Origin of the sequence: Propionibacterium acidifaciens DSM 21887, assembly GCF_000426605.1 — a bacterium.
Taxonomy (GTDB): Bacteria; Actinomycetota; Actinomycetes; order Propionibacteriales; family Propionibacteriaceae; genus Propionibacterium; species Propionibacterium acidifaciens.
Map to the genome: position 1 here is coordinate 1 of NZ_AUFR01000018.1, position 18211 is coordinate 18211.

Here is an 18211-nt window from a genome sequence, read left to right on the forward strand (position 1 = left end):
GGGGGCCGAGCCGCCGTGAACCGGCCGACGGCAGATCACCGCCGGTTGCCGCGTGGATTCTCCGGCACAGGTCGTGCATCTGGGTTCGGGTCAGTCGTGTGATAGCATGGGGCCTGCGGCCTGTTCCTTGATAGTTTCTTGTCACGCATTAATTATCTCGGGGCAGGCCGCCCTTCGTCTTCTGCGACACGCCTCCACGAAACCATCGACAACAGCTTAGATCATCCCTATGAATAAGCTTCTATGTTCAGTGGCTCTCGTCATGTGGCTGGGGGTGAACGTTTCTTCGCGAACATGTACGCAGCTCGCGCCATTCCCCTCGGGGTTCTTGCCGGAGTGTTGCCATTCATCGTTTTCGCAGACCAGTGGCCGACCAAGGTGCTGCTCGTCGCAGCCGCGCTCGTCCAAGTTGTCGATGCTGTCATCGGTGCTGGCAAGAGGGAATGGGGCATGACGGGTGGTGCAGCAGCCGCCGTCGTTGTCCATGGTCTGACGGCATGGCTCATCTGATCGCAGCCGAAGATTCAAGAGCATTTTTCTTCCTGTTCGACCACGCCATCAGCGAATATTGAGGCTCATTCGTAGGAAGCCGGGCGGAAGAGTGCCCCGGCCATGTCCGGGGCGGCTGGTGTTCCACGTTTTCGGGCTCCGGGGGTGGACACGTTGTACTGGCGGTTCGACCCGGGTGCTGCCGTCTGCTCGTTGGTGTCCCGTGGGGTGGGATGATGCCCGTGGCGTCTTGTCGACGGCCGCCGCGATGCGGGGAGGCGGGTCTCGTGCCGGCCTCCCCGGCGGGCGGGTGTGGCGCCCGCCCGCCGGTTCCGGTCGGGCGGGCGCGCTCCGGCTCGGTGGCCCGTCGGGGCGTGGTGGCCCGCTCCGGCCGGCCGCCTACTTCAGCCAGTCGTTGCCGGGCAGGTCGGCCAGTCGGGTGATGTCGAGGTGCGTCCGGACGTCCGAGGCCGGCTGGAGGCCGTAGTGCTCCAGTGACGTGCGGATGTACTCGGCTCCGTCGATGTTGAGCGGGCCCGAGGTCCACATGGCGTAGGGCAGGTTGACGAAGCGGCCCTCCTTGACGGCGGTCAGGTTCTTCGTCGCGTCATTCGACCGCAGCGCCTCGACCTTCTCGTCGTAGCTCTGGCCCGGGTAGTCGACGAAGAAGATGATGTCGGGGTCGGCGGTGGCCAGTCGTTCCCAGCTCACCGACGTCCAGGTGTCCTGCACGTCGGCCAGGGCGTTCGTGACGCCGGCCGAGTCCATCATCGCCTGCGGGGCGCCGAAGGAGCCCGACGAGAAGATCGTGTCCGAGCTGGAGTCGAACAGGAACGCGGTCGGCTCGTCGGCGGCCCGCGGCGCCGATTCGAGCCCTTGGCGGCGCGTCGTGATGTCGTTCACGGCCGACTCGGCGGTGTCCTGGTGGCCGGTCATCGCGCCGATGTTCGAGATGTCGGTGGTGAGGGCGTCCCAGGGGGCCATCGTGCCGCGGTTGCCGTCGGCCTGACGGCAGGTCTCCGAGAGCAGGTAGGTGTCGATGCCCTGCTCGTTCAGCCCGTCGGGGGTGAGGTTCTTCTCCTCGGAGAAGCCGTAGCCCCAGCCGGCGAACACGACCTGCGGCTGCGCGGCGACGATGTTCTCCATCGTCGGGTACTTGTCGGCCACCTGGTTGAGGCCGTCGACGGTCTCGTCGCCGTACTTGAGGGCCAGCACGTCGCGGTCGCGCTGCATGCTCGACACGGCCGTGATGTCGCCGGCGGCGCCGGCGGCCAGCGCGATCGAGATGATGTTGCCGTCGTTGACGAACAGCTTCGTCGTCGGGCTCGGGTACTCCTTCGTCTCGCCGCAGTTGGTGAGCTGCACGGTGCCGGCGGCCGACGAGCCCGCCGAGCCGGACGACGCGTTCGGGCCGCAGCCGGTGGCGACGAGGGCCATGGCGAGCAGCCCGACCGGTGCGATGCGGGTGATCTTCATCGGGTGTCCTTTCCCCTGCTGATGAGCAGATGGGGTTGATGGGTGTGCGGATGGGGGATCTGCATGGCCTCGACGGCGAAGGCCTCGCCCATGAGCCCGGCATCGAGCACCTCGGCGGGCCTGCCGGAGGCCTCCATGCGCCCGTCGTGGAGCACGGCGACGAGGTCGAAGTGGCGCAGCACGGTGTCGATGTCGTGGATGGCGGCGATCACCGTCGTCGGCTGGGCGCCGAGCAGGTCGAGCAGGCGCAGCTGCCAGGCGATGTCGAGGTGGTTCGTGGGCTCGTCGAGCATGAGGACGGGGCAGCGCTGCGCCAGGCCGCGGGCGATCATGGCCCGTCGGCGCTCGCCTCCGGACAGGTTCGTGCAGGGCGTCTCGAGCCGGTCGCCCAGGCCGAGCGCGGCGAGCGACTCGCGGACGATGTGCATCTCGCCGTGCGTGTCCATCGACCACGGGCTCCGGTAGGGGATGCGGCCCAGGGCGACCATCTCGCCCAGGCGCAGGTCGTCCGGAGGGGTCTCCTCCTGCGAGACGAACGAGATGACGCGGGCCCGTTCGCGGGGCCGCATGGCGCCCACTGGGCGTCCGTCGAGCAGCACCCGGCCGGCGGCGGGCTCGGCGATGCCGGCGGCGGCGCGCAGCAGCGTCGACTTGCCGGCGCCGTTCGTGCCGACGAGCGCCAGCTTCGTGCCGGGCGGCACGGTGAGGCTGACGCCGCGCACGACGACATGGCCCTCGACCTGGGCGGTGACGTCCTCGAGGCGGATCTCGGGGATCGGCCCGATGCCGCGGTGCGTGCGCCTCGTGCCGCCCCTCATGCGTCACGACTCCCGAACGCGTAGCGGCGCCGCCCCATGAGGACCAGGAAGACGGGTGCCCCGATCACGCCGGTGACGACGCCGATCGGGATCTCCTGGGGGCTCACGACGACGCGCGAGACGACGTCGACCCACAGGAGGAACAGCGAACCGACCAGCGCGGCGATCGGCAGCATCCGGCGGTGCAGCGAGCCGACCGTCATGCGCGCCGCATGCGGGACGATGAGCCCGACGAAGCCGATGCCGCCGCTGACGGCCACGAGGCAGCCGATGAGCACGCCGAGCCCGATGAACAGGCCGACGCGCATCGCCCCGACCCGCACGCCGAGGGCCGCCGCCGTCTCGGGGCCGGCGGCCAGGGCGTCCAGCCAGCTGCTGACGGCCAGCATCGCGGTGCCGACGACGGCGACCGCGAGCAGCGGCAGCAGCAGCTTCTCCCAGCTGGCGCCGGCCACCGAGCCGAGCATCCAGAACATCACCGAGGTCGCCGCGTGGTTGTCGTCGGAGAGGAAGACCATGAACGAGGCGACCGCCGAGAACGCCGAGGACAGCACGACGCCCGACAGCACCATGCGCAGCGGCGTGAGGCCGCCCTGGGCCTGCGAGACGCCGAACACCGCGCCCGCCGCGCCGAGCGCCCCGAGCAGGGCGCCGGCCGACAGCGAGTAGACGCCGAACCGGGCCAGCACCCCGAAGACGAGCACCGCCGTGGCGCCCACCGAGGCGCCCGAGGAGATGCCCAGCAGATAGGGCTCGGCGAGCGGGTTGCGCACGAGGGTCTGCATGCCCGCGCCGCCGATCGACAGGCCGGCGCCGACGAGCACCGCCAGCAGGGCGCGCGGCATGCGCAACTGCCAGATGATCGTCGCGAACGGGGAGGAGACGGGGTCGCCGGACAGCTGCCCGCGCACGACCGCCCAGACGTCCGCCAGCGGGATGCGCTCGGAGCCGAACGCCAGCGACAGCACGATGCTCACCGCGATGGCGACGACGAGCCCGATGATGACCGGCGTCAGGGCGACGCGGGCGCCGCGCCGGGCCGGTGCGGCGGATCCCCTCGTCCTCATGCGGCGCCCCGCGCGTGGGCGAGGGCGCCGCCATCACGGCGCGACCGGTACCGGCGGGGGACGCTGAGGGGCACGGGACCTTCGACCTTCATCTGGGGCGTCTGTGAGCGCGAGACGCCGAGCGGACGGGCGAGCCGACAGGTCTTCGGACTCGGATCACCCGGGACCGGCCCCTTCCCGGGTCTCCCCAGTGGGTCTCGTGCCGGCCCCGTCACCTTCACCGCTGCGCGCCAGTCCCGGATTTCCACCGGAGTTCCCTGGCGCCCACATCAGTGGGCGCGATCGACTCGACACACAGAGTAGACCCCTGGGGGTCGGGCCGGCGAGGCGGAGGGGATGTTCCGGATTCCGGGACTCTCGCCCTCCCCCCTTGTTACCAGGTAGTAGGTTACTTGATCGTAAGTTGTGGTGCGGTGAGAGGAACGATGGTGGACATCGAGGATCCGACGCAGCCGGTGCGGTTGCTCACGCCCGAGGGGGAGCTCGTCGAGGACCCCCGCTTCCGCTGGCGGGGCGGTGACGGGAGCCTGGTCGAGATGCTCCGCGGAATGCGCCGGGGCCGCCGGTTCGACGTCGAGGGCGCCGCGCTGCAGCGCCACGGGGAGCTCGGGCTGTGGCCGCCGCTGGTCGGTCAGGAGGGCTACCAGGCGGGGATCGCCGCCGCGCTGAACCCGGCCGACATGGTCTTCGCCACCTACCGTGAGCAGTCCCTGGCCCTGGCGATGGGGGTGAGCCCGGCCGACATACTCGCCCTGTGGCGCGGGGCGGGCCTGTCGCGCTGGGACAGCGCGGCCACGCGCATGGCGCCCTACTCGCTCATCATCGGCTCCCACCCGCTCCACGCCGTCGGGTACGCCCTGGGCGTCGCTCTCGGGCGCGCCGGCGACGGTCCCGCGCCCGCCACCCTCGCCGTCTACGGCGACGGCGCCTCGAGTCAGGGCGACGTCAACGAGGCGCTCGTCTTCGCCGCGGCCCGCCGCGCCCCGGTGGTGTTCTGCTGCGTCAACAACGGCTGGGCCATCAGCGAGCCGGTCACCCGCCAGAGCCCCATCCCGCTCTACCAGCGGGCGCACGGTTTCGGCATCCCCGGGATCCGCGTCGACGGCAACGACCCGCTGGCCTGCGCCGCGGTCATGGACTGGGCCCTCGGACGGGCGCGCGCCGGCTCCCCGGTGCTCGTCGAGGCGCTCACCTACCGGATGGGCGCGCACACCACCAGCGACGACCCGGGCCGGTACCGCAGCGACGAGCTCACCCGGCAGTGGGCCGGCCGCGACCCGATCGAGCGGCTGCAGACCCACCTGCTCGCCCGCGGCCTCGTCGACCGGCCCTGGCTGGAGGCCCTCGACGCGGAGCTCGACGACTTCGGCGCCGAGGTGCGCCGCACCTGCCGCGAGCTGGTCGACACGCCCATCGAGCGGGTCTTCGACGATCTGCTCGTCGAACCGGGCGCCCACCTGGCCGAGCAGCGGGCCGAGTGCCTCGACTGGTTGTCCACCGTCCCGGGCTCCACCGTCCCGGGCGAGGAGGTCGGCGCATGAGCGGGCTCACCGTCGTCAAGGCGCTCAACAGGGCCCTGCACGAGGCCATGGCCGCCGACCCCGGAGTGCTCGTCCTCGGCGAGGACGTCGGCGTCCTCGGCGGGGTCTTCCGCGTCACCGAGGGGCTCTCCGAGGCCTTCGGCGAGCAGCGGGTCATCGACACCCCGCTGGCCGAGTCCGGCATCATCGGAACGGCCATCGGCCTGGCGCTGCGCGGCTTCCGGCCGGTCGCCGAGATCCAGTTCGACGGCTTCGTCTTCCCCGGTTTCGACCAGGTCGTCAACCAGCTGGCCCGCTACCGCTCGCGCACCCACGGGCGGCAGGGCCTGCCGGTCGTCATCCGCATCCCCTTCGGCGGCGGCATCGGCGCGGCCGAGCACCACTCGGAGTCGCCCGAGGCCTACTTCATGCACACACCCGGCCTGCACGTGCTCTCCTGCGCCTGCCCCCAGGACGCCCACTGGCTGCTGCGCCAGGCGATCGCGTGCCCCGACCCGGTGATCCTCTTCGAGCCGAAGGCGCGCTACTACGCCAAGGGCGAGGTGGACGAGTCCGGGCCCGATCTGCCGATGGGCTCGGCGAGGATCGTGCGGCCCGGCCGTGACGCCGCGCTGCTGACCTACGGGCCGATGGTGCGCACCTGCCTGGACGCCGCGCAGGCCGCGGCCGGGGAGGGACGCGACGTGGAGGTCGTCGACCTGCGCTCCCTCGCCCCGCTCGACATGGCGACCATCCGGGCCTGCGCCGAGCGCACCCGCCGGGTGATCGTCGTCCACGAGGCCCGCCTCACGCTCGGGCCCGGCGCCGAGCTCGCCGCCCGCCTGGACGAGGAGATGTGGGGCGCCCTCGACGCCCCGGTGCTCCGCGTGGCGGCCTGGGACACCCACTACCCGCCCGCCAGGACCGAGCGCGCCTATCTGCCCGACGCCGAGCGCGTCCTCGACGCGCTCGACAGGTCCTTCGCCTACTGACCACCCACTCATCGCACGAAGGAGTCATCGTGCCCGCATATCTCATGCCCGACGCGGGGGAGGGCCTCACCGAGGCCGAGATCGTCGAATGGCACGTCGCCGTCGGCGACGAGGTGGGGGTCAACGACGACCTGCTCGCCATCGAGACGGCCAAGTCCGTCGTCGAACTGCCCTCGCCGTTCGCCGGCACCGTCACGAGGATCCTCGTCGAGGAGGGCGAGACGGTCGACGTCGGCGCGCCCATCGTCGTCATCGACGACGGCTCCGGGTCCGACGGGGACGACGGGCAGGACCCGGCGCGGCGGGCCGGGAACGCAGAGGGCCACGCTCCGGAGGCCTCTGCATCGGAGCCCTCCGCGGCCGAGTCCCCTGCGCCGGCCGGTCCCGGAGCCGCGGCCGAGGAGGAGGCCCCTGCGCTCCTGACCTCGGACGTCCAGGACCCGGACGGCGCCCAGGAGGCCCCGACCGCCCAGGCCTCGACCGCTCAGGCCCCGGTCTCCTCGGCCCAGGTCCCGACTCCGGATGCCCCGGCCCGGTCCGGGCCCGCCGCCCCGCCGCTGCTGGTCGGCTACGGCGCCTCGACGGCCGCCGTGCCCGGCCCTGTCCGGCGGCGGCGCCGCCACGAGGTGAGCAGGCGCGCCGGCTCCCGCCCCCGGCGCGACGAGGCGCAGGCCGTCGACGCGGTGCGCCGGGCCACGGCCCGCAACGTCATCGCCTCGAAGGACTCCAAGGTGCACACGACGGCCTTCGTCGAGTGCGACGCCGGCGCCACCGTCGAGCTGGTCGGGACGCTGCGCGCCCGGCGCGACTTCGCCGGCCTCCACGTGACGCCGCTGCTCGTCTGGTGCAAGGCCGTCTGCCTGGCCATGCGCACCAATCCGATGATCAACGCCAGTTGGCCCGGCGAGGAGGACCGGATCACCGTGCACGAGTCCATCAACATCGGCTTCGCCGCCGACACTCCGCGCGGCCTGCTCGTGCCGGTCATCCGTGATGCCCAGGACCGCGACCTGAAGGACATGGCAGGCGAGCTCGGCCGCCTGGTGAAGCTGGCCAAGGCGGGCCGGCTGCAGCCCGCCGACTACAGCGGCGGCACCTTCTCGATCACCAACCTGGATGGTCTCGGTCTGGACGCCGGCACCCCGATCATCAGCGGCTCCGAGAGCGCGATTCTGGCGATCGGCTCCATCCGCCGCCGCCCGTGGGTGATCGAGCGCAATGGGCAGGAGCTCATCGAGCCGCGCTGGACCACGGCGATGTCGCTGTCCTTCGACCACCGGCTCATCGACGGGGCCGAGGCGGCGCGCTTCCTGGCCGACCTGGCCGCCCTCATCACCGATCCCGGGCTGGCGATGATGTACTGACCCGATCCCGTCGGTGCTGGTCCGGCCCGGTCGGTCGACCCGATCCGCCGGTCGGCGGATCCGAATGCGGCTGCGGTGCGCCGCCCGCGGATTGTGCACGGGCGACGCACCACCCGTGCATTCAGGGACGACGCCTCGAGCAGGTGGCCCGTGATGTGGAGAGGTCGGCGTCACCCGTGCACTCAGGGACGACACCCGGGCCGGGGAGTGCCTTGGTGCGGGGCGTGTGTGCAGGGGGCGCGGTGACGCTACTTCCAGAAGGTCGCGATGAAGAAGCTGGCGGCGATGAGCCCCAGGCCGATGAGGAAGTTCCAGTTGCCGAGCACCGCCATGAACGGGAGCGTCGCGCCGGCGATGTAGAAGACGACGAGCCAGATCACCCCGATGAGACCGACCGGCACGAAGACGTAGGGCACCCAGGCGCGGTCGGCGATGCGGACGGACTGGAGCTTCTTGTTCGCTGCGGCCCTCTCCTTGGCCCTGTTCTTCGACCTCTTCTTGTCGACGGCCTTCTTGCGGGCCTTGGATTCGGGCACGGTGAGCTCTCCTCGGAACGACGACACGACTGCGCCGGCAGGGGCGCACCACGACCAAGAGTAGTGGACCGCTCGACCCGGCCCGGCGGTATCCGTCGGCATGGGGTCGGCCGGTGGCTGTGCCGGGCAGGCCGGTGGGTCGGCCCGGGGGCCGTCGGTGCCGGGGCGGGGAGAGCAGGGCTCGGGCGGCCGGGACGGCTGCGGCTCGTGTGCGGGAGTGGCCGACGTTTGGCCGTCCACCCGGCTGTGGGTGTCACGGCTGCGGCTCGTGCGCGGGAGCGGCGTTCGACCGGGCGTCGCCGAGGACGGCCGCCCCGGGGCCCGGCGCGCTCGGGCAGCGAGCAGTGCTCGACCCGCCCTGCACCATCTCAGGGGACCGCTCCCGGGCACTCGTGCGCGGTCTGCCCGGGTGCCCCTGGCCGAGCCCGGGTCGGGCGGCTCGTGCGCGGGAGCGGCGCGTCCCCTGTCGGCGTCCGACCTAGACTTCGGGCATGTCCCGGATCCTCGTCATCGACAACTACGACTCGTTCGTCTACAACATCGTCCAGTATCTGGCCCAGCTCGGCGCAGAGGTCGACGTCCGGCGCAACGACGACCCGAGGTTCGGCCGGGACGACTGGCGCGAGGGCTTCGACGGCGTCCTCCTCTCGCCCGGCCCCGGCGCCCCCGAGGACGCCGGCGTCTGCGTCGACGTCATCCGGGGCGCCGGCGCCGACCTGCCGGTCTTCGGCGTCTGCCTCGGCCTGCAGGCCATGGCCGTCGCCTTCGGCGCCGCCGTCACCCGCGCTCCGCAGCTGCGCCACGGCAAGACGAGCGTCATCACCCATGACGGCCGAGGCTGCTTCGCGGGCCTGCCCGATCCGCTGACCGTCACCCGGTACCACTCGCTGGCCGTCGACCCCGCCACCGTGCCCGACGAGCTCGAGGTCAGCTCCACCGCCGACGACGGCATCATCATGGCGATGCGCCACCGCGCCCTGCCGGTCGAGGCCGTGCAGTTCCACCCCGAGTCGGTGCTCTCGCAGGGCGGCCACCGCATGCTCGCCAACTGGCTCGCCGTTTGCGGCGACGACCGGGCCCCGGCCCGCGCCGAGGGGCTCGCCCCGCTCATGACGGCCGCCGGGGGAGCCTGAGCGGACGCGGCGGTGGGGCCGCGCATCGCGCGGCCCCACCGCGAGGGGTCCGGTCAGTGGAAGTCCACCTGGCGGCCCACCGTGCCCACGAGCGAGGCGCGGTACTCCTCCGAGGCGATGCGCTGCGCGGTCTCCTCGAGGTCCGCCAGACGCTGCGGCAGGCCGATGCGCTCGGCCGTGCTGACGGCGTCCGGACGGTCGGTGTACTCGCGCAGCCGTTCGATGCCCTCGTGCGCGAGACGCAGGTCCTCGGCCTGCTTGGCGTCCAGACGGGCCGCGTACCAGTCGGAGGCCAGCACCGACTCGCGGGCGAACAGCGCGCGGAACTCGGGCGAGTCGAGCGTCCAGCCCTCGGAGGTGCTCCCGGTGGCCATGATCTCGAGCAGGCCCCGCAGCGGCGGGACCGCCTCCGAGATCGTGCCGTCGTCGATGTACAGCTGGGCGACGCGCTGGTGGGTCTGGACGATCACGTCGAGCGAGTCGGCGTAGATCTGCTCGTCCTGCAGTTCGGGGCGCAGCATCTCGTCGGTGAACACCACGTCCGGGTGCAGGAAGATGCGCCCGAAGTAGGTGGTGGCGAGGCGGTCGTTCATGCGGTAGCCGAGGCGCGAGGCGTGGACCGTGCGCCCGTTGAACTCGAAGTCCTCGAGCTTGTCGAGGAAGCCCTGCTCGATGAGGGTCCGGGCGTCGCGCTCGGCCGGCTTCATGTGGCTGAACAGCTCGGGCACGAGCATCGTGATGTCGTGATCGACGCGCACGTTCGGGCCGATGCAGCCGGCAGAGCTCAGCCAGCCGTCGTAGCCGGTCAGCACGTAGCTGAGCAGCGCCGCGTTGAGGTCGACGATCGGGGCCAGTGCGTTGAACGGGCCCTTCGTCAGCGCGCCCTCAGAGCCCGCGCCCGTCGTGGACGGCGACTTGCCGGTCATCGAGCTGATGAATTCCATGAACAGCTCGGGCAGCTCCATGTAGTGCAGCGGGTTGTAGGCGCACAGCGCCGGGATCCTCTCCTCTGGCGGGTTGTTGCGGCGGCCCGCGGCGACCAGGTCGATCGGCAGTGGGGCCGGCCCCTCCATCGGCAGCTTGCGGAAGAGCCTGCTGGCCACGTCGGCCACCGCTGTCATCTCGGGGTTCGCGTCGACCGGGCGCTTCTGCAGGTAGCGCGGGTTCTTCGAACGGGTGCCGTCGGGCAGGTGGCGCGACTCGTCCGAGCAGGTCCAGAAGGCCGGGGATTCGTCGTCGGCGCCCGCGGCGGCCCGGGCGATGAGTTCCTGGACCGGTTCGGTGAACTCGCTGAGGGCCTGCACGTCGGTGAGCATCTCGCGGGCCTGCGCCCTGGTGAGCGGCTCGAAGTTCGAGATGAAGGTGTCGTCCCCGCTCGACAGATCGCGTTCGGCCTGCTTGTCGTAGCCGCGGTGGATGGCGTCGTCGGGACGCTGGAAGAGCAGCATCTCGCAGTTCTCGACGTACTTGCGGGGGATCCCCTGCGGGTCCTCCCACGGCGGGGTGACGGTGCTGGCCGTGATGTCGTCCTCGGACTGCACCTTCACCGCCGGGGAGAAGTCGGGGCGCAGGCTGAACAGCCGCCATGAGCCGTCGGGCTCGAAGCCGACGCGCAGCATGTTGACGATGACCTTCTCCCCGTCCAGCCGCACCATGTTGCCGTGGCGCCCGTTCATGATGCTGACGGTGAAGTGCGAGCGCCAGTCGGAGCCCCACTCGGGGCGGTGGTAGCGCTTGACGATGAACGCCAGTTCCTTGACGTCCTGGCGGATGCCGCGCAGGAAGGCGTTGTACTCGTCGGTGTAGGCCCGCGAGGGGGTCAGCAGCTTGATGACCGAGCCGAGGCTGCGCTCGGTGCTCAGCACGGGCCGGTGGTCGGTGCCGTTCTTGGAGGCGTCGGCGAAACGGTTGGAGTAGTCGCCGGCGAAGAGCTCGTCGACCGCGTCCATGTCGGCCTCGAAGTCGTAGGTGTAGGCGTTGCCGAACTGGAAGGCGTCGGCGATCGACTTGGAGATCTCGGACTTGCCGCCGCCCGAGACGGTGGCCGGTTTGTGGCACTGCGTGGGGTCCTGCGAGACGCCGATGAGGTGCCACTGGGTGGCGTCCATCTCGCGGTGCTTGGCGTGCACGCGGTAGCCGTCGGGGGACAGGTACTGCTTGTCGGCGAGCAGCTTGATCGACTGCTCGACGCCGTTGCGGGTCCACGTGATGCGCTGGTCGCGCATCGAGAAGTGCGCGTGCTCGGGCAGCAGGACGATGTTGGGCCACTTCCGGTCGATGGCGTGGCCCTCGGGCTGCACCTCGAAGCGGTCCGGGTCGCGGGCCAGGGCGTCGTCGAGGGTCCACTCGTCGGGGGTTCGGTCGGTGAACTCGACGCCCAGGTTCCACGCCGGGTAGGTGATGGCGCCGCCGGAGTGCTCCTCCTCGGCGCAGCCGAGCAGATTCGCCGAGTAGGAGATCTGGGTCTTGACCTCCTTCTTGCAGTAGCCGAAGTAGTTGTCGGCCAGCACGGTGACCATGACGCCGCGCTCGTCGCGGGCGCAGATCTTGAAGGACCTGCCGTCGTTGTAGAGCTCGTCGGGATCGCGCCAGCACTGGCCGTCGCGGCGCTGGCGCTCGGTGGCGTCGTCCCAGGCGGGCAGGCCCAGGCCCTTCTTCGTGAGGGTGCCGACCAGATGGGGGGCGAGGATGACGCAGCCGGTGGTCCCGGTCCAGGAGGCCGGGTCGAGGGAGGCGTCGTTCTCGGGCAGGTACGGGTCGCCGCCGTTGCCGAAGACGACCTCGACGAAGTCGAGGTTGGCGACGAGGCCGCCCGGTGCGATGAAGCGCACCTCGTAGCTGCGGCGGCGGGTGCGCCCGGGCACTTCGGGGACGACGACCGGGCGCATGAGCAGCGAGACCCAGCAGTGGGCCGGGGTGTCCATGGTCGCGGTGTACGGCAGCATGAGCTCGTCGTCGGGGGCCTGGAGGGCCGCGTCGAGGATGCGGGCGAAGACCGTCTTGTCGACCTCGATCTTGTCCTGTGGGATCGGCAGGCCGCCGGTGGCGATGTGGAAGACGCCGGCGGTCGTGCGTCGGTCGTTCTTCGGGTTGTGCAGGATGCCGTTGACGAGCCGGTAGGACTCGATGACGGGGGAGTGGAACTCGTCGCCGTCCACCGGCAGCGACAGACCGCGCGCCAGGCCCGGTTCGTCGAGGACGAGGGTGGTGCGCGGCAGCTGCGGCTGCAGGCCGGTGTCGGCCAAGTAGGCGTCGAGGAAGGCCTGGATGCGCTTGTCGGGAGCGCTTAGCTGCTGCTTGAGACGCCGGCTCAGTTCGCGCTGGCGGGCGAGGAGGGGCGCGACCATGGCGGTCTCGGCGCTGCCGTCGGCATCGTCCGGAAGGGGCAGGCCCAAGAGCGACAGGCGAAGGTTGATTGCGGCGTTGGTGCGTGAACGATCCTGTGCGGTCATGCGTCCATTCTCGCCCGCGCCGGCCCGCACAGCCAGACCCGCTCGGCAAAATGACCGTGAATGTGACAGCCGTGGTCAGCCTCACCGACACCAACCTCACCGGAGCCGGCCCGCCCCGGCGCAATGGCCGCGAACATGACCAGCCGGACCCGCCCTCCGGCGGCCGGCCCGGGCGTGGTCAGTTGACGGGGCTCTCGCCGAGGGTCACGTGGACGGTCTGGGACGAACCGGTCGCCGTGGTGATCTCGACCGTCGCGTCGTCGCCGGGCTCAAGGCCGGCCAGCACGGTCGACAGTTCGTTCTCGGTGGCGACGGCCGTGTCGTTGACCGAGAGGATCCGGTCGCCCGTTCCGATGCCCGCCCGCGCGGCCGGGCCGTCGTCCTCGACGGAGGAGACCGACAGGCCGCCGGTGCTCTCCTGGACGTTGACGCCCAGGTAGGCCTTCGGGCCGATCTCGACGGTGCCGGACTCGTCGCCGCTCTTGATCTTGTCGACGATCGACATGGCCTTCGCGATGGGGATGGCCCAGCTGCGCAGCGTCGTGCTCGAAGCGCCGTAGCCACTCTTCTGCTCGCCGGCGGTGGTCATGGCGGTGACCTCGCCCTCCGAGTCGTACAGCGGGCCGCCCGAGTCGCCGGGGACGGCTTGCGAGGTGGTCTCGTAGACGTCGGTGAGGGTCTCCTCGCCGCTCGTGGCGAGCTCGGACTCGACGGTGACGGTTGTTGCGGTGTCGGTGATCGCGCCGTCGGCGGCCGACAGATAGCCCTGCCCGTTGGAGTTGCCGACCGCGGTGACCGAGTCCCCGACGGCGACCGCGTCGGAGTCGACCGTCACCGTGTCGAGACCGCTCGCGTCGGTGAGCTTGAGGAGCGCGATGTCGTTGGTGGCGTCGTGGCCGACCATCGTGGCCTTGTAGGTGCCGCCCGTGATGGCGACCTTCGCGTAGATCGTGGTGCTCGACTGGACGACGTGGTAGTTCGTCAGCACGTAGCCGTCGGAGCTGAGCACCATGCCGGTGCCGGCCGAGGTGGCGTCGGTGAGCTCGCTCTCGATGATCACGACGCCCCTCGACTGGGCATCGTTCGCGTTGGTCTGCTCGCCGGTCGGGGCGCTCGAGCTCGAGCTCGGCACCGGGAACTGGACGTTCGAGTGCGAGTGCGAGGGGCTGCCGCTCGATCCGGGGTTCGCCGCGTTCCGGGCCCAGAGGCCGCCCACCGTCAGGGCGCCCAGCCCGAGGAGGACGGCGATCGTGATGCCGACGACGGCGCGCGACGTCGACCGGGACTTCCGCGGCTGGTAGGGGATCCACTGGCCGAACTGGTCGTAGTAGCCCTGGACCTGCGGGTTCGACTGCGGGTAGGGGCCGAACTGGCCGGCGGCGCCCCAGGCGGGCTCGCCGGCGCCCTGGGGGTACGGGCCGGCCCAGGGCCCGCCCTGGGCGTCCTGCTGGTAGCTCGCCTGCTGCTGGTAGTCGGCGTCCTGCTGGTAGCCGTGCGGATACCGGCCCTGGTCCTGGTAGCCGTTCTGCGGGTACCCGCTCTGGTCCTGCTGGGGGTCGGCGCCGGTCGTGCCGGCGGACCAGGCCGACTGGTAGGGATCGCCCGACTGGTAGGGCTGGTAAGGATCGGGTTGGCCTGCGGCCTGCTGGTAGCCGTTCTGCGGATAGCCGTCGCCCTGGCCATAGGGGCCGTAACCGTGCTGGCTCTGCTGGACGGGTCGGCCCCAGGGGTCGGTCGGCGGGCCCCAGGGGGACTGCTGTCCCGCACCGGGGGAGGCCGCCTGGCCGGTCCACTGGGTCGACGGGTCGGGCTGCGGCCATTGCGCCGGGGCTCCGGGGCCCTGTCCCGTCGCGTCGAGAAGGGTCTGCTCGCAGGGCGGCTCCCCCGGCGAGCCGTAGGCGATCGTCTGGTCGGCAGCGGGGCCGAATGCGACGGTGTGCTGTTCGTCCGGGCCGAACGCGACGGTCTCGTCGGCGCCCCGGACGCGCGTCTCGTCGGCGCCCTCGCCGCCGGCGGGTCCCTGCACGGGGCCGCCCGCCTCGTTCTGAGCGTCTGGCCGAGGGGTGCTGTGGCCGTTGTTCTCGCTCATGCTCGCCTTTCGTCGCGTTCGCCCCTGCCCGCCGGTTCGCGAGGCCGGTTGCCCCGTGCGGACCGCCTCGTACGAGCCTCAGCCCAGCGCGTTCCGGTCGCTCGGCACTGTGCACTGGTCGCGGAGCGTCTGTGAGACGGTGCCCGGAATTCTCTCACACTCATCCGTTCACCTCCGGCCGTGTGGCCGCGCGGACCCGAGAGGAGCCGAACAGATCCATTGTCCTTCGCGGGAATGCGTCTGCCAAGTCAACGGGGTCCGTTCCGGGGGTCATGAGGGGTGGTGTTCCGCCCGGGTGGGAGCTCCTTGAGCGGGCCCGCGACCGTCCGCGGACCTCGGGCCTCCCTCCCGGGGCCCGGGGCGACTAGCATGAGGGGCCTTGCGGTCCGGGCTCCGACGGTGCCCCCGGCACCCGCCGAACGGTCCGCGAGGCGTCCCGGAACGGACGTTGGCAGGGAAGGACGATCGGATCGAGGGGAGGCTCGGTGAGCGCCTCGGCTTTCGAGCATCTGTCTCCGGCCTTCCCCGGCCGCGCCCCGTGGGGCACCTCGGGCCGACTGCGCGCCTGGCAGCGCGCCGCCCTCGACCTCTACACCGCGTCGGCGCCGCGCGACTTCCTCGCCGTGGCGACCCCCGGAGCCGGCAAGACGACCTTCGCCCTGCGGGTGGCCGCCGAACTGCTCAGCGCCCGTACGGTCCGGCGCGTCATCGTCGTGTGTCCCACCGAGCACCTCAAGACCCAGTGGGCCCGGGCCGCCGCCAAGGTCGGCATCCAGCTCGACCCCGGCCTGGGCGGGGGCGGTCGGCGGGGCCGCAGCCGCCAGTACGACGGCGTCGTCGTCACCTACGCCGGCGTCGCGGCCCGCGTCTTCCACTACCGGGCCCGCACCGAGAACGCCCGGACGCTCGTCGTCTTCGACGAGATCCACCACGCCGGCGACTCGCTGAGCTGGGGGGACGCGATCGCCGAGGCCTTCGAGCCGGCCACGAGGCGGCTGGCCCTGACCGGCACGCCCTTCCGCAGCGACGACACGCCGATCCCGTTCATCCGATACGACCGCTTCGACGACGGCTCGCTCCACTCGCACGCCGACTACACCTACGGCTACGCGCAGGCGCTGCGCGACCAGGTCGTCCGCCCGGTCGTCTTCATGGCCTACGGCGGCACGATGCGCTGGCGCACCAGGATGGGCGACGAGGTCGAGGCCGACCTGGCCGCGCCGCTGACGAAGGACGTCACCGCCTCGGCCTGGCGCACCGCCCTCGACCCGAAGGGCGAGTGGATCGGCTCGGTGCTCCGCGCGGCCGACACCCGCCTGAGCCAGGTGCGCGTCCACATGCCCGATGCCGGCGGTCTGGTCATCGCGGCCGACCAGGAGCTGGCCCGCGCCTACCAGCGGATCCTCCACCGGATCACCGGCGAACCGCCGGTCCTCGTCGTCTCGGACGACGCGAGCTCCGGCGAGCGCATCACCGGATTCTCCCGGTCCACGGAGCGCTGGATGGTCGCCGTGCGCATGGTCTCCGAGGGCGTCGACGTGCCGCGTCTGGCCGTGGGCGTCTATGCGACGAGCACCTCGACGCCGCTGTTCTTCGCCCAGGCCGTCGGGCGCTTCGTCCGCACCCGACGCAGGGGCGAGCTGGCGACCGTCTTCCTGCCGACGGTGCCGATCATCCTCTCCCACGCCGCTCTGCTGGAGCGCGAGCGCGACCACGTCATCGGCCGGCCCCGCACCGACGAGGGGGACCTGTGGGCGCCGGAGGAGGCGCTCATCGCCGAGGCCAACCGCGCCGAGGGGGCCGTCGACGACCTGCTCGGCCAGTTCGAGGCGCTCGAGGCGCACGCCTCCTTCGACCACGTGCTGTACGACTCGCAGGCCTACGGGCTGCCCGCCGACGCCACGAGCCAGGACGAGGCCGACTACCTGGGCCTGCCGGGCCTGCTCGAACCCGACCAGGTGAGCGCGCTGCTGCGCGAGCGGCAGCGCCGGCAGGTGCGCCGTCACGAGAAGGCCGACCGCCGGGCCAGGGTGCCGGAGCAGGTGAGTCTGCACAAGGCGCTGGAGGCCTCCCGCAAGGAGCTGAACTCGCTCGTGGCGCAGTACGCCCGCACCACCGGGGTGCCGCACTCGCACGTCCACGCCGCGCTGCGCCGCCACTGCGGCGGCCCGCCCCTGGCCCGGTGCACCGCAGAGCAGGTCGCCGAGCGCACCGCCGCGCTGCGCGAGTGGTTCCTGCACCCCGAGCGACGACCCCGCTAGTCGCCGGTCGGCTCGCCCCGGCCCGGGGACGCGCTGCAATGCGGCCGGAGCATGACAAGGTGCGGTCGGTTGGCAAGGTGCGGTCGGCCCGCCCCGGGACGCCGCCTCCGAGGGGAGGGTTTGTTCGCAGGAGGCTCGGCGAAAGGTATGACCCCTGGTCGTGGCTGGGTCCATGGGTGCTGCGAGCAAGCCTCGAAGCATCATTGGAGGACTCGCTGTCCGCCTCGGCTCGGGGCGCCGCCGGGGTCGGCGGCGCCCGGCCGCCGGTCGGGTTCCGGCAGCCGCCCCGGGCGCGGGTAGCCTCGGAGGGGTTCCCCACGGGGAACAGCCCGACCTCGAGAGGAGCCTCACGGTGATCAAGTTCCTACGCCGGCTCATCGGCACCGTCATCGTGCTGGCCGTCGTCGTCGTGGTGGGCTGCTTCGCCTGGGTGCGCACGGTCGCGCGCGACCGCGTCGTCAGCGCGGGCGAGGCGCCCTACCGGGACGTCGCCCTCGTCCTGGGGGCTGGTCTGACGTCCGACGGGACGCCGTCGCCGTACCTGTCGGGGCGTCTCGACGAGGCCATCGCGCTCTACCGGGCCGGTTCGGTGAGCGTCGTCCTCGTCAGCGGGGACAACCGCACCACCTCGTACTCCGAACCGAGCGCGATGGCCGACTACCTCATCGACCGCGGCATCCCCGAGGACGACGTGATCGCCGACTACGCCGGGCTCGACACCTACGACTCCTGCTACCGGGCGCGCGACATCTTCGGCGTCTCCTCGGTGACCGTGATCGGGCAGAGCTACCACATCGCCCGCGCCGTCACGACCTGCCGGATGCTCGGTCTGGACGCCATCGGCGTCGGCAACGAGCAGCCCCACGGCACGAGCACCTGGCGCCGGGGCGTCGTCCGCGAGCTCGGGTCGAACGTGAAGCTCGCCGTCGACCTGCTCAGGCGCCGCGAGGCCACCATCATGGGCGGGAAGGAGACCTCGGTCACCGATGCGCTGGCCCGTCACGGGCGCTGAAC

General features: G+C 71.7%; 13 protein-coding genes and 1 riboswitch. Of the genes, 7 read left to right on the plus strand and 6 right to left on the minus strand.

The genetic code is table 11. The features are described from left to right. The first annotated feature begins 294 nt into the window (after positions 1–294). The gene (locus K336_RS17710; RefSeq protein ID WP_211223465.1) at positions 295–510 is read left to right on the plus strand and encodes a hypothetical protein; all 216 of its coding nucleotides are present in this window, start codon (positions 295–297) and stop codon (positions 508–510) included. A gap of 378 nt (positions 511–888) precedes the next feature. On the opposite strand, the gene K336_RS0107525 is transcribed toward K336_RS17710, so the two are convergent. From K336_RS0107525 to K336_RS0107535, 3 genes are read right to left on the minus strand one after another with little or no spacing between them, the layout of a single operon-like run. Further along, a complete protein-coding gene (locus K336_RS0107525; protein WP_028706695.1) occupies positions 889–1965 on the minus strand; it encodes an ABC transporter substrate-binding protein in 1077 nt (358 codons plus the stop codon). Further along, complete coding sequence (locus K336_RS15265; protein ID WP_051245519.1) at positions 1962–2783, minus strand: ABC transporter ATP-binding protein; 822 nt, start codon at positions 2781–2783, stop codon at positions 1962–1964. Before K336_RS15265 ends, K336_RS0107525 begins: the two co-directional genes overlap by 4 nt. Next, positions 2780–3799 carry a FecCD family ABC transporter permease gene (locus tag K336_RS0107535; RefSeq protein ID WP_028706696.1) on the minus strand — a complete coding sequence of 340 codons (1020 nt, stop codon included), beginning with the start codon at positions 3797–3799 and terminating at the stop codon, positions 2780–2782. Before K336_RS0107535 ends, K336_RS15265 begins: the two co-directional genes overlap by 4 nt. A 170-nt stretch (positions 3800–3969) precedes the next feature. Continuing rightward, positions 3970–4152, minus strand: a riboswitch (cobalamin riboswitch). Positions 4153–4275: 123 nt separating this feature from the next. Here K336_RS0107535 and K336_RS15270 point away from each other — a divergent pair. From K336_RS15270 to K336_RS15275, 3 genes are read left to right on the plus strand one after another with little or no spacing between them, the layout of a single operon-like run. Next, positions 4276–5391: a thiamine pyrophosphate-dependent enzyme gene (locus K336_RS15270; RefSeq protein ID WP_043120062.1), complete on the plus strand. Its 1116-nt coding sequence runs from the start codon at positions 4276–4278 to the stop codon at positions 5389–5391. Continuing rightward, on the plus strand, positions 5388–6362 hold the full coding sequence (locus tag K336_RS0107545) for an alpha-ketoacid dehydrogenase subunit beta (RefSeq protein WP_021796277.1): 975 nt from the start codon (positions 5388–5390) through the stop codon (positions 6360–6362). The genes K336_RS15270 and K336_RS0107545 overlap by 4 nt, the downstream gene beginning before the upstream one ends. Positions 6363–6391: 29 nt before the next feature. Next, a complete protein-coding gene (locus tag K336_RS15275) occupies positions 6392–7726 on the plus strand; it encodes a dihydrolipoamide acetyltransferase family protein (RefSeq protein WP_155945035.1) in 1335 nt (444 codons plus the stop codon). Between the two features lie 248 nt (positions 7727–7974). Here the strand turns inward: K336_RS15275 and K336_RS0107555 are convergent, their stop codons facing one another. Beyond that, complete coding sequence (locus K336_RS0107555) at positions 7975–8262, minus strand: cell division protein CrgA (protein WP_021796867.1); 288 nt, start codon at positions 8260–8262, stop codon at positions 7975–7977. A 491-nt stretch (positions 8263–8753) separates the two neighbouring features. Here K336_RS0107555 and K336_RS0107560 point away from each other — a divergent pair, with 491 nt between their 5' ends. After that, entirely contained in the window at positions 8754–9395 is a 642-nt protein-coding gene (locus K336_RS0107560) for an aminodeoxychorismate/anthranilate synthase component II (protein WP_028706697.1), read from the plus strand. Between the two features lie 53 nt (positions 9396–9448). On the opposite strand, the gene K336_RS0107565 is transcribed toward K336_RS0107560, so the two are convergent. Together K336_RS0107565 and K336_RS17010 are read right to left on the minus strand one after the other, a co-directional pair. Continuing rightward, positions 9449–12847, minus strand: coding sequence for a hypothetical protein (locus K336_RS0107565; protein ID WP_028706698.1), 3399 nt, complete (start codon positions 12845–12847; stop codon positions 9449–9451). Between the two features lie 178 nt (positions 12848–13025). Then, positions 13026–14936, minus strand: a complete 1911-nt coding sequence (locus K336_RS17010) for a trypsin-like peptidase domain-containing protein (RefSeq protein WP_051245521.1) — start codon at positions 14934–14936, stop codon at positions 13026–13028. 485 nt (positions 14937–15421) lie between these two features. Here K336_RS17010 and K336_RS0107580 point away from each other — a divergent pair, with 485 nt between their 5' ends. Beyond that, on the plus strand, positions 15422–17197 hold the full coding sequence (locus K336_RS0107580; RefSeq protein WP_028706699.1) for a DEAD/DEAH box helicase: 1776 nt from the start codon (positions 15422–15424) through the stop codon (positions 17195–17197). A gap of 352 nt (positions 17198–17549) precedes the next feature. Beyond that, positions 17550–18209, plus strand: coding sequence for a SanA/YdcF family protein (locus K336_RS0107585; protein WP_028706700.1), 660 nt, complete (start codon positions 17550–17552; stop codon positions 18207–18209). Positions 18210–18211: the final 2 nt, after the last annotated feature.

Bases quoted from the DNA above. Each gene is read 5' to 3' on its own strand.
- K336_RS17710 (WP_211223465.1), top strand. From the start codon at position 295: ATGTACGCAGCTCGCGCCATTCCCCTCGGGGTTCTTGCCGGAGTGTTG.
- K336_RS0107525 (WP_028706695.1), bottom strand. From the start codon at position 1,965: ATGAAGATCACCCGCATCGCACCGGTCGGGCTGCTCGCCATGGCCCTC.
- K336_RS15265 (WP_051245519.1), bottom strand. From the start codon at position 2,783: ATGAGGGGCGGCACGAGGCGCACGCACCGCGGCATCGGGCCGATCCCC.
- K336_RS15270 (WP_043120062.1), top strand. From the start codon at position 4,276: ATGGTGGACATCGAGGATCCGACGCAGCCGGTGCGGTTGCTCACGCCC.
- K336_RS0107545 (WP_021796277.1), top strand. From the start codon at position 5,388: ATGAGCGGGCTCACCGTCGTCAAGGCGCTCAACAGGGCCCTGCACGAG.
- K336_RS0107560 (WP_028706697.1), top strand. From the start codon at position 8,754: ATGTCCCGGATCCTCGTCATCGACAACTACGACTCGTTCGTCTACAAC.
- K336_RS0107565 (WP_028706698.1), bottom strand. From the start codon at position 12,847: ATGACCGCACAGGATCGTTCACGCACCAACGCCGCAATCAACCTTCGC.
- K336_RS17010 (WP_051245521.1), bottom strand. From the start codon at position 14,936: ATGAGCGAGAACAACGGCCACAGCACCCCTCGGCCAGACGCTCAGAAC.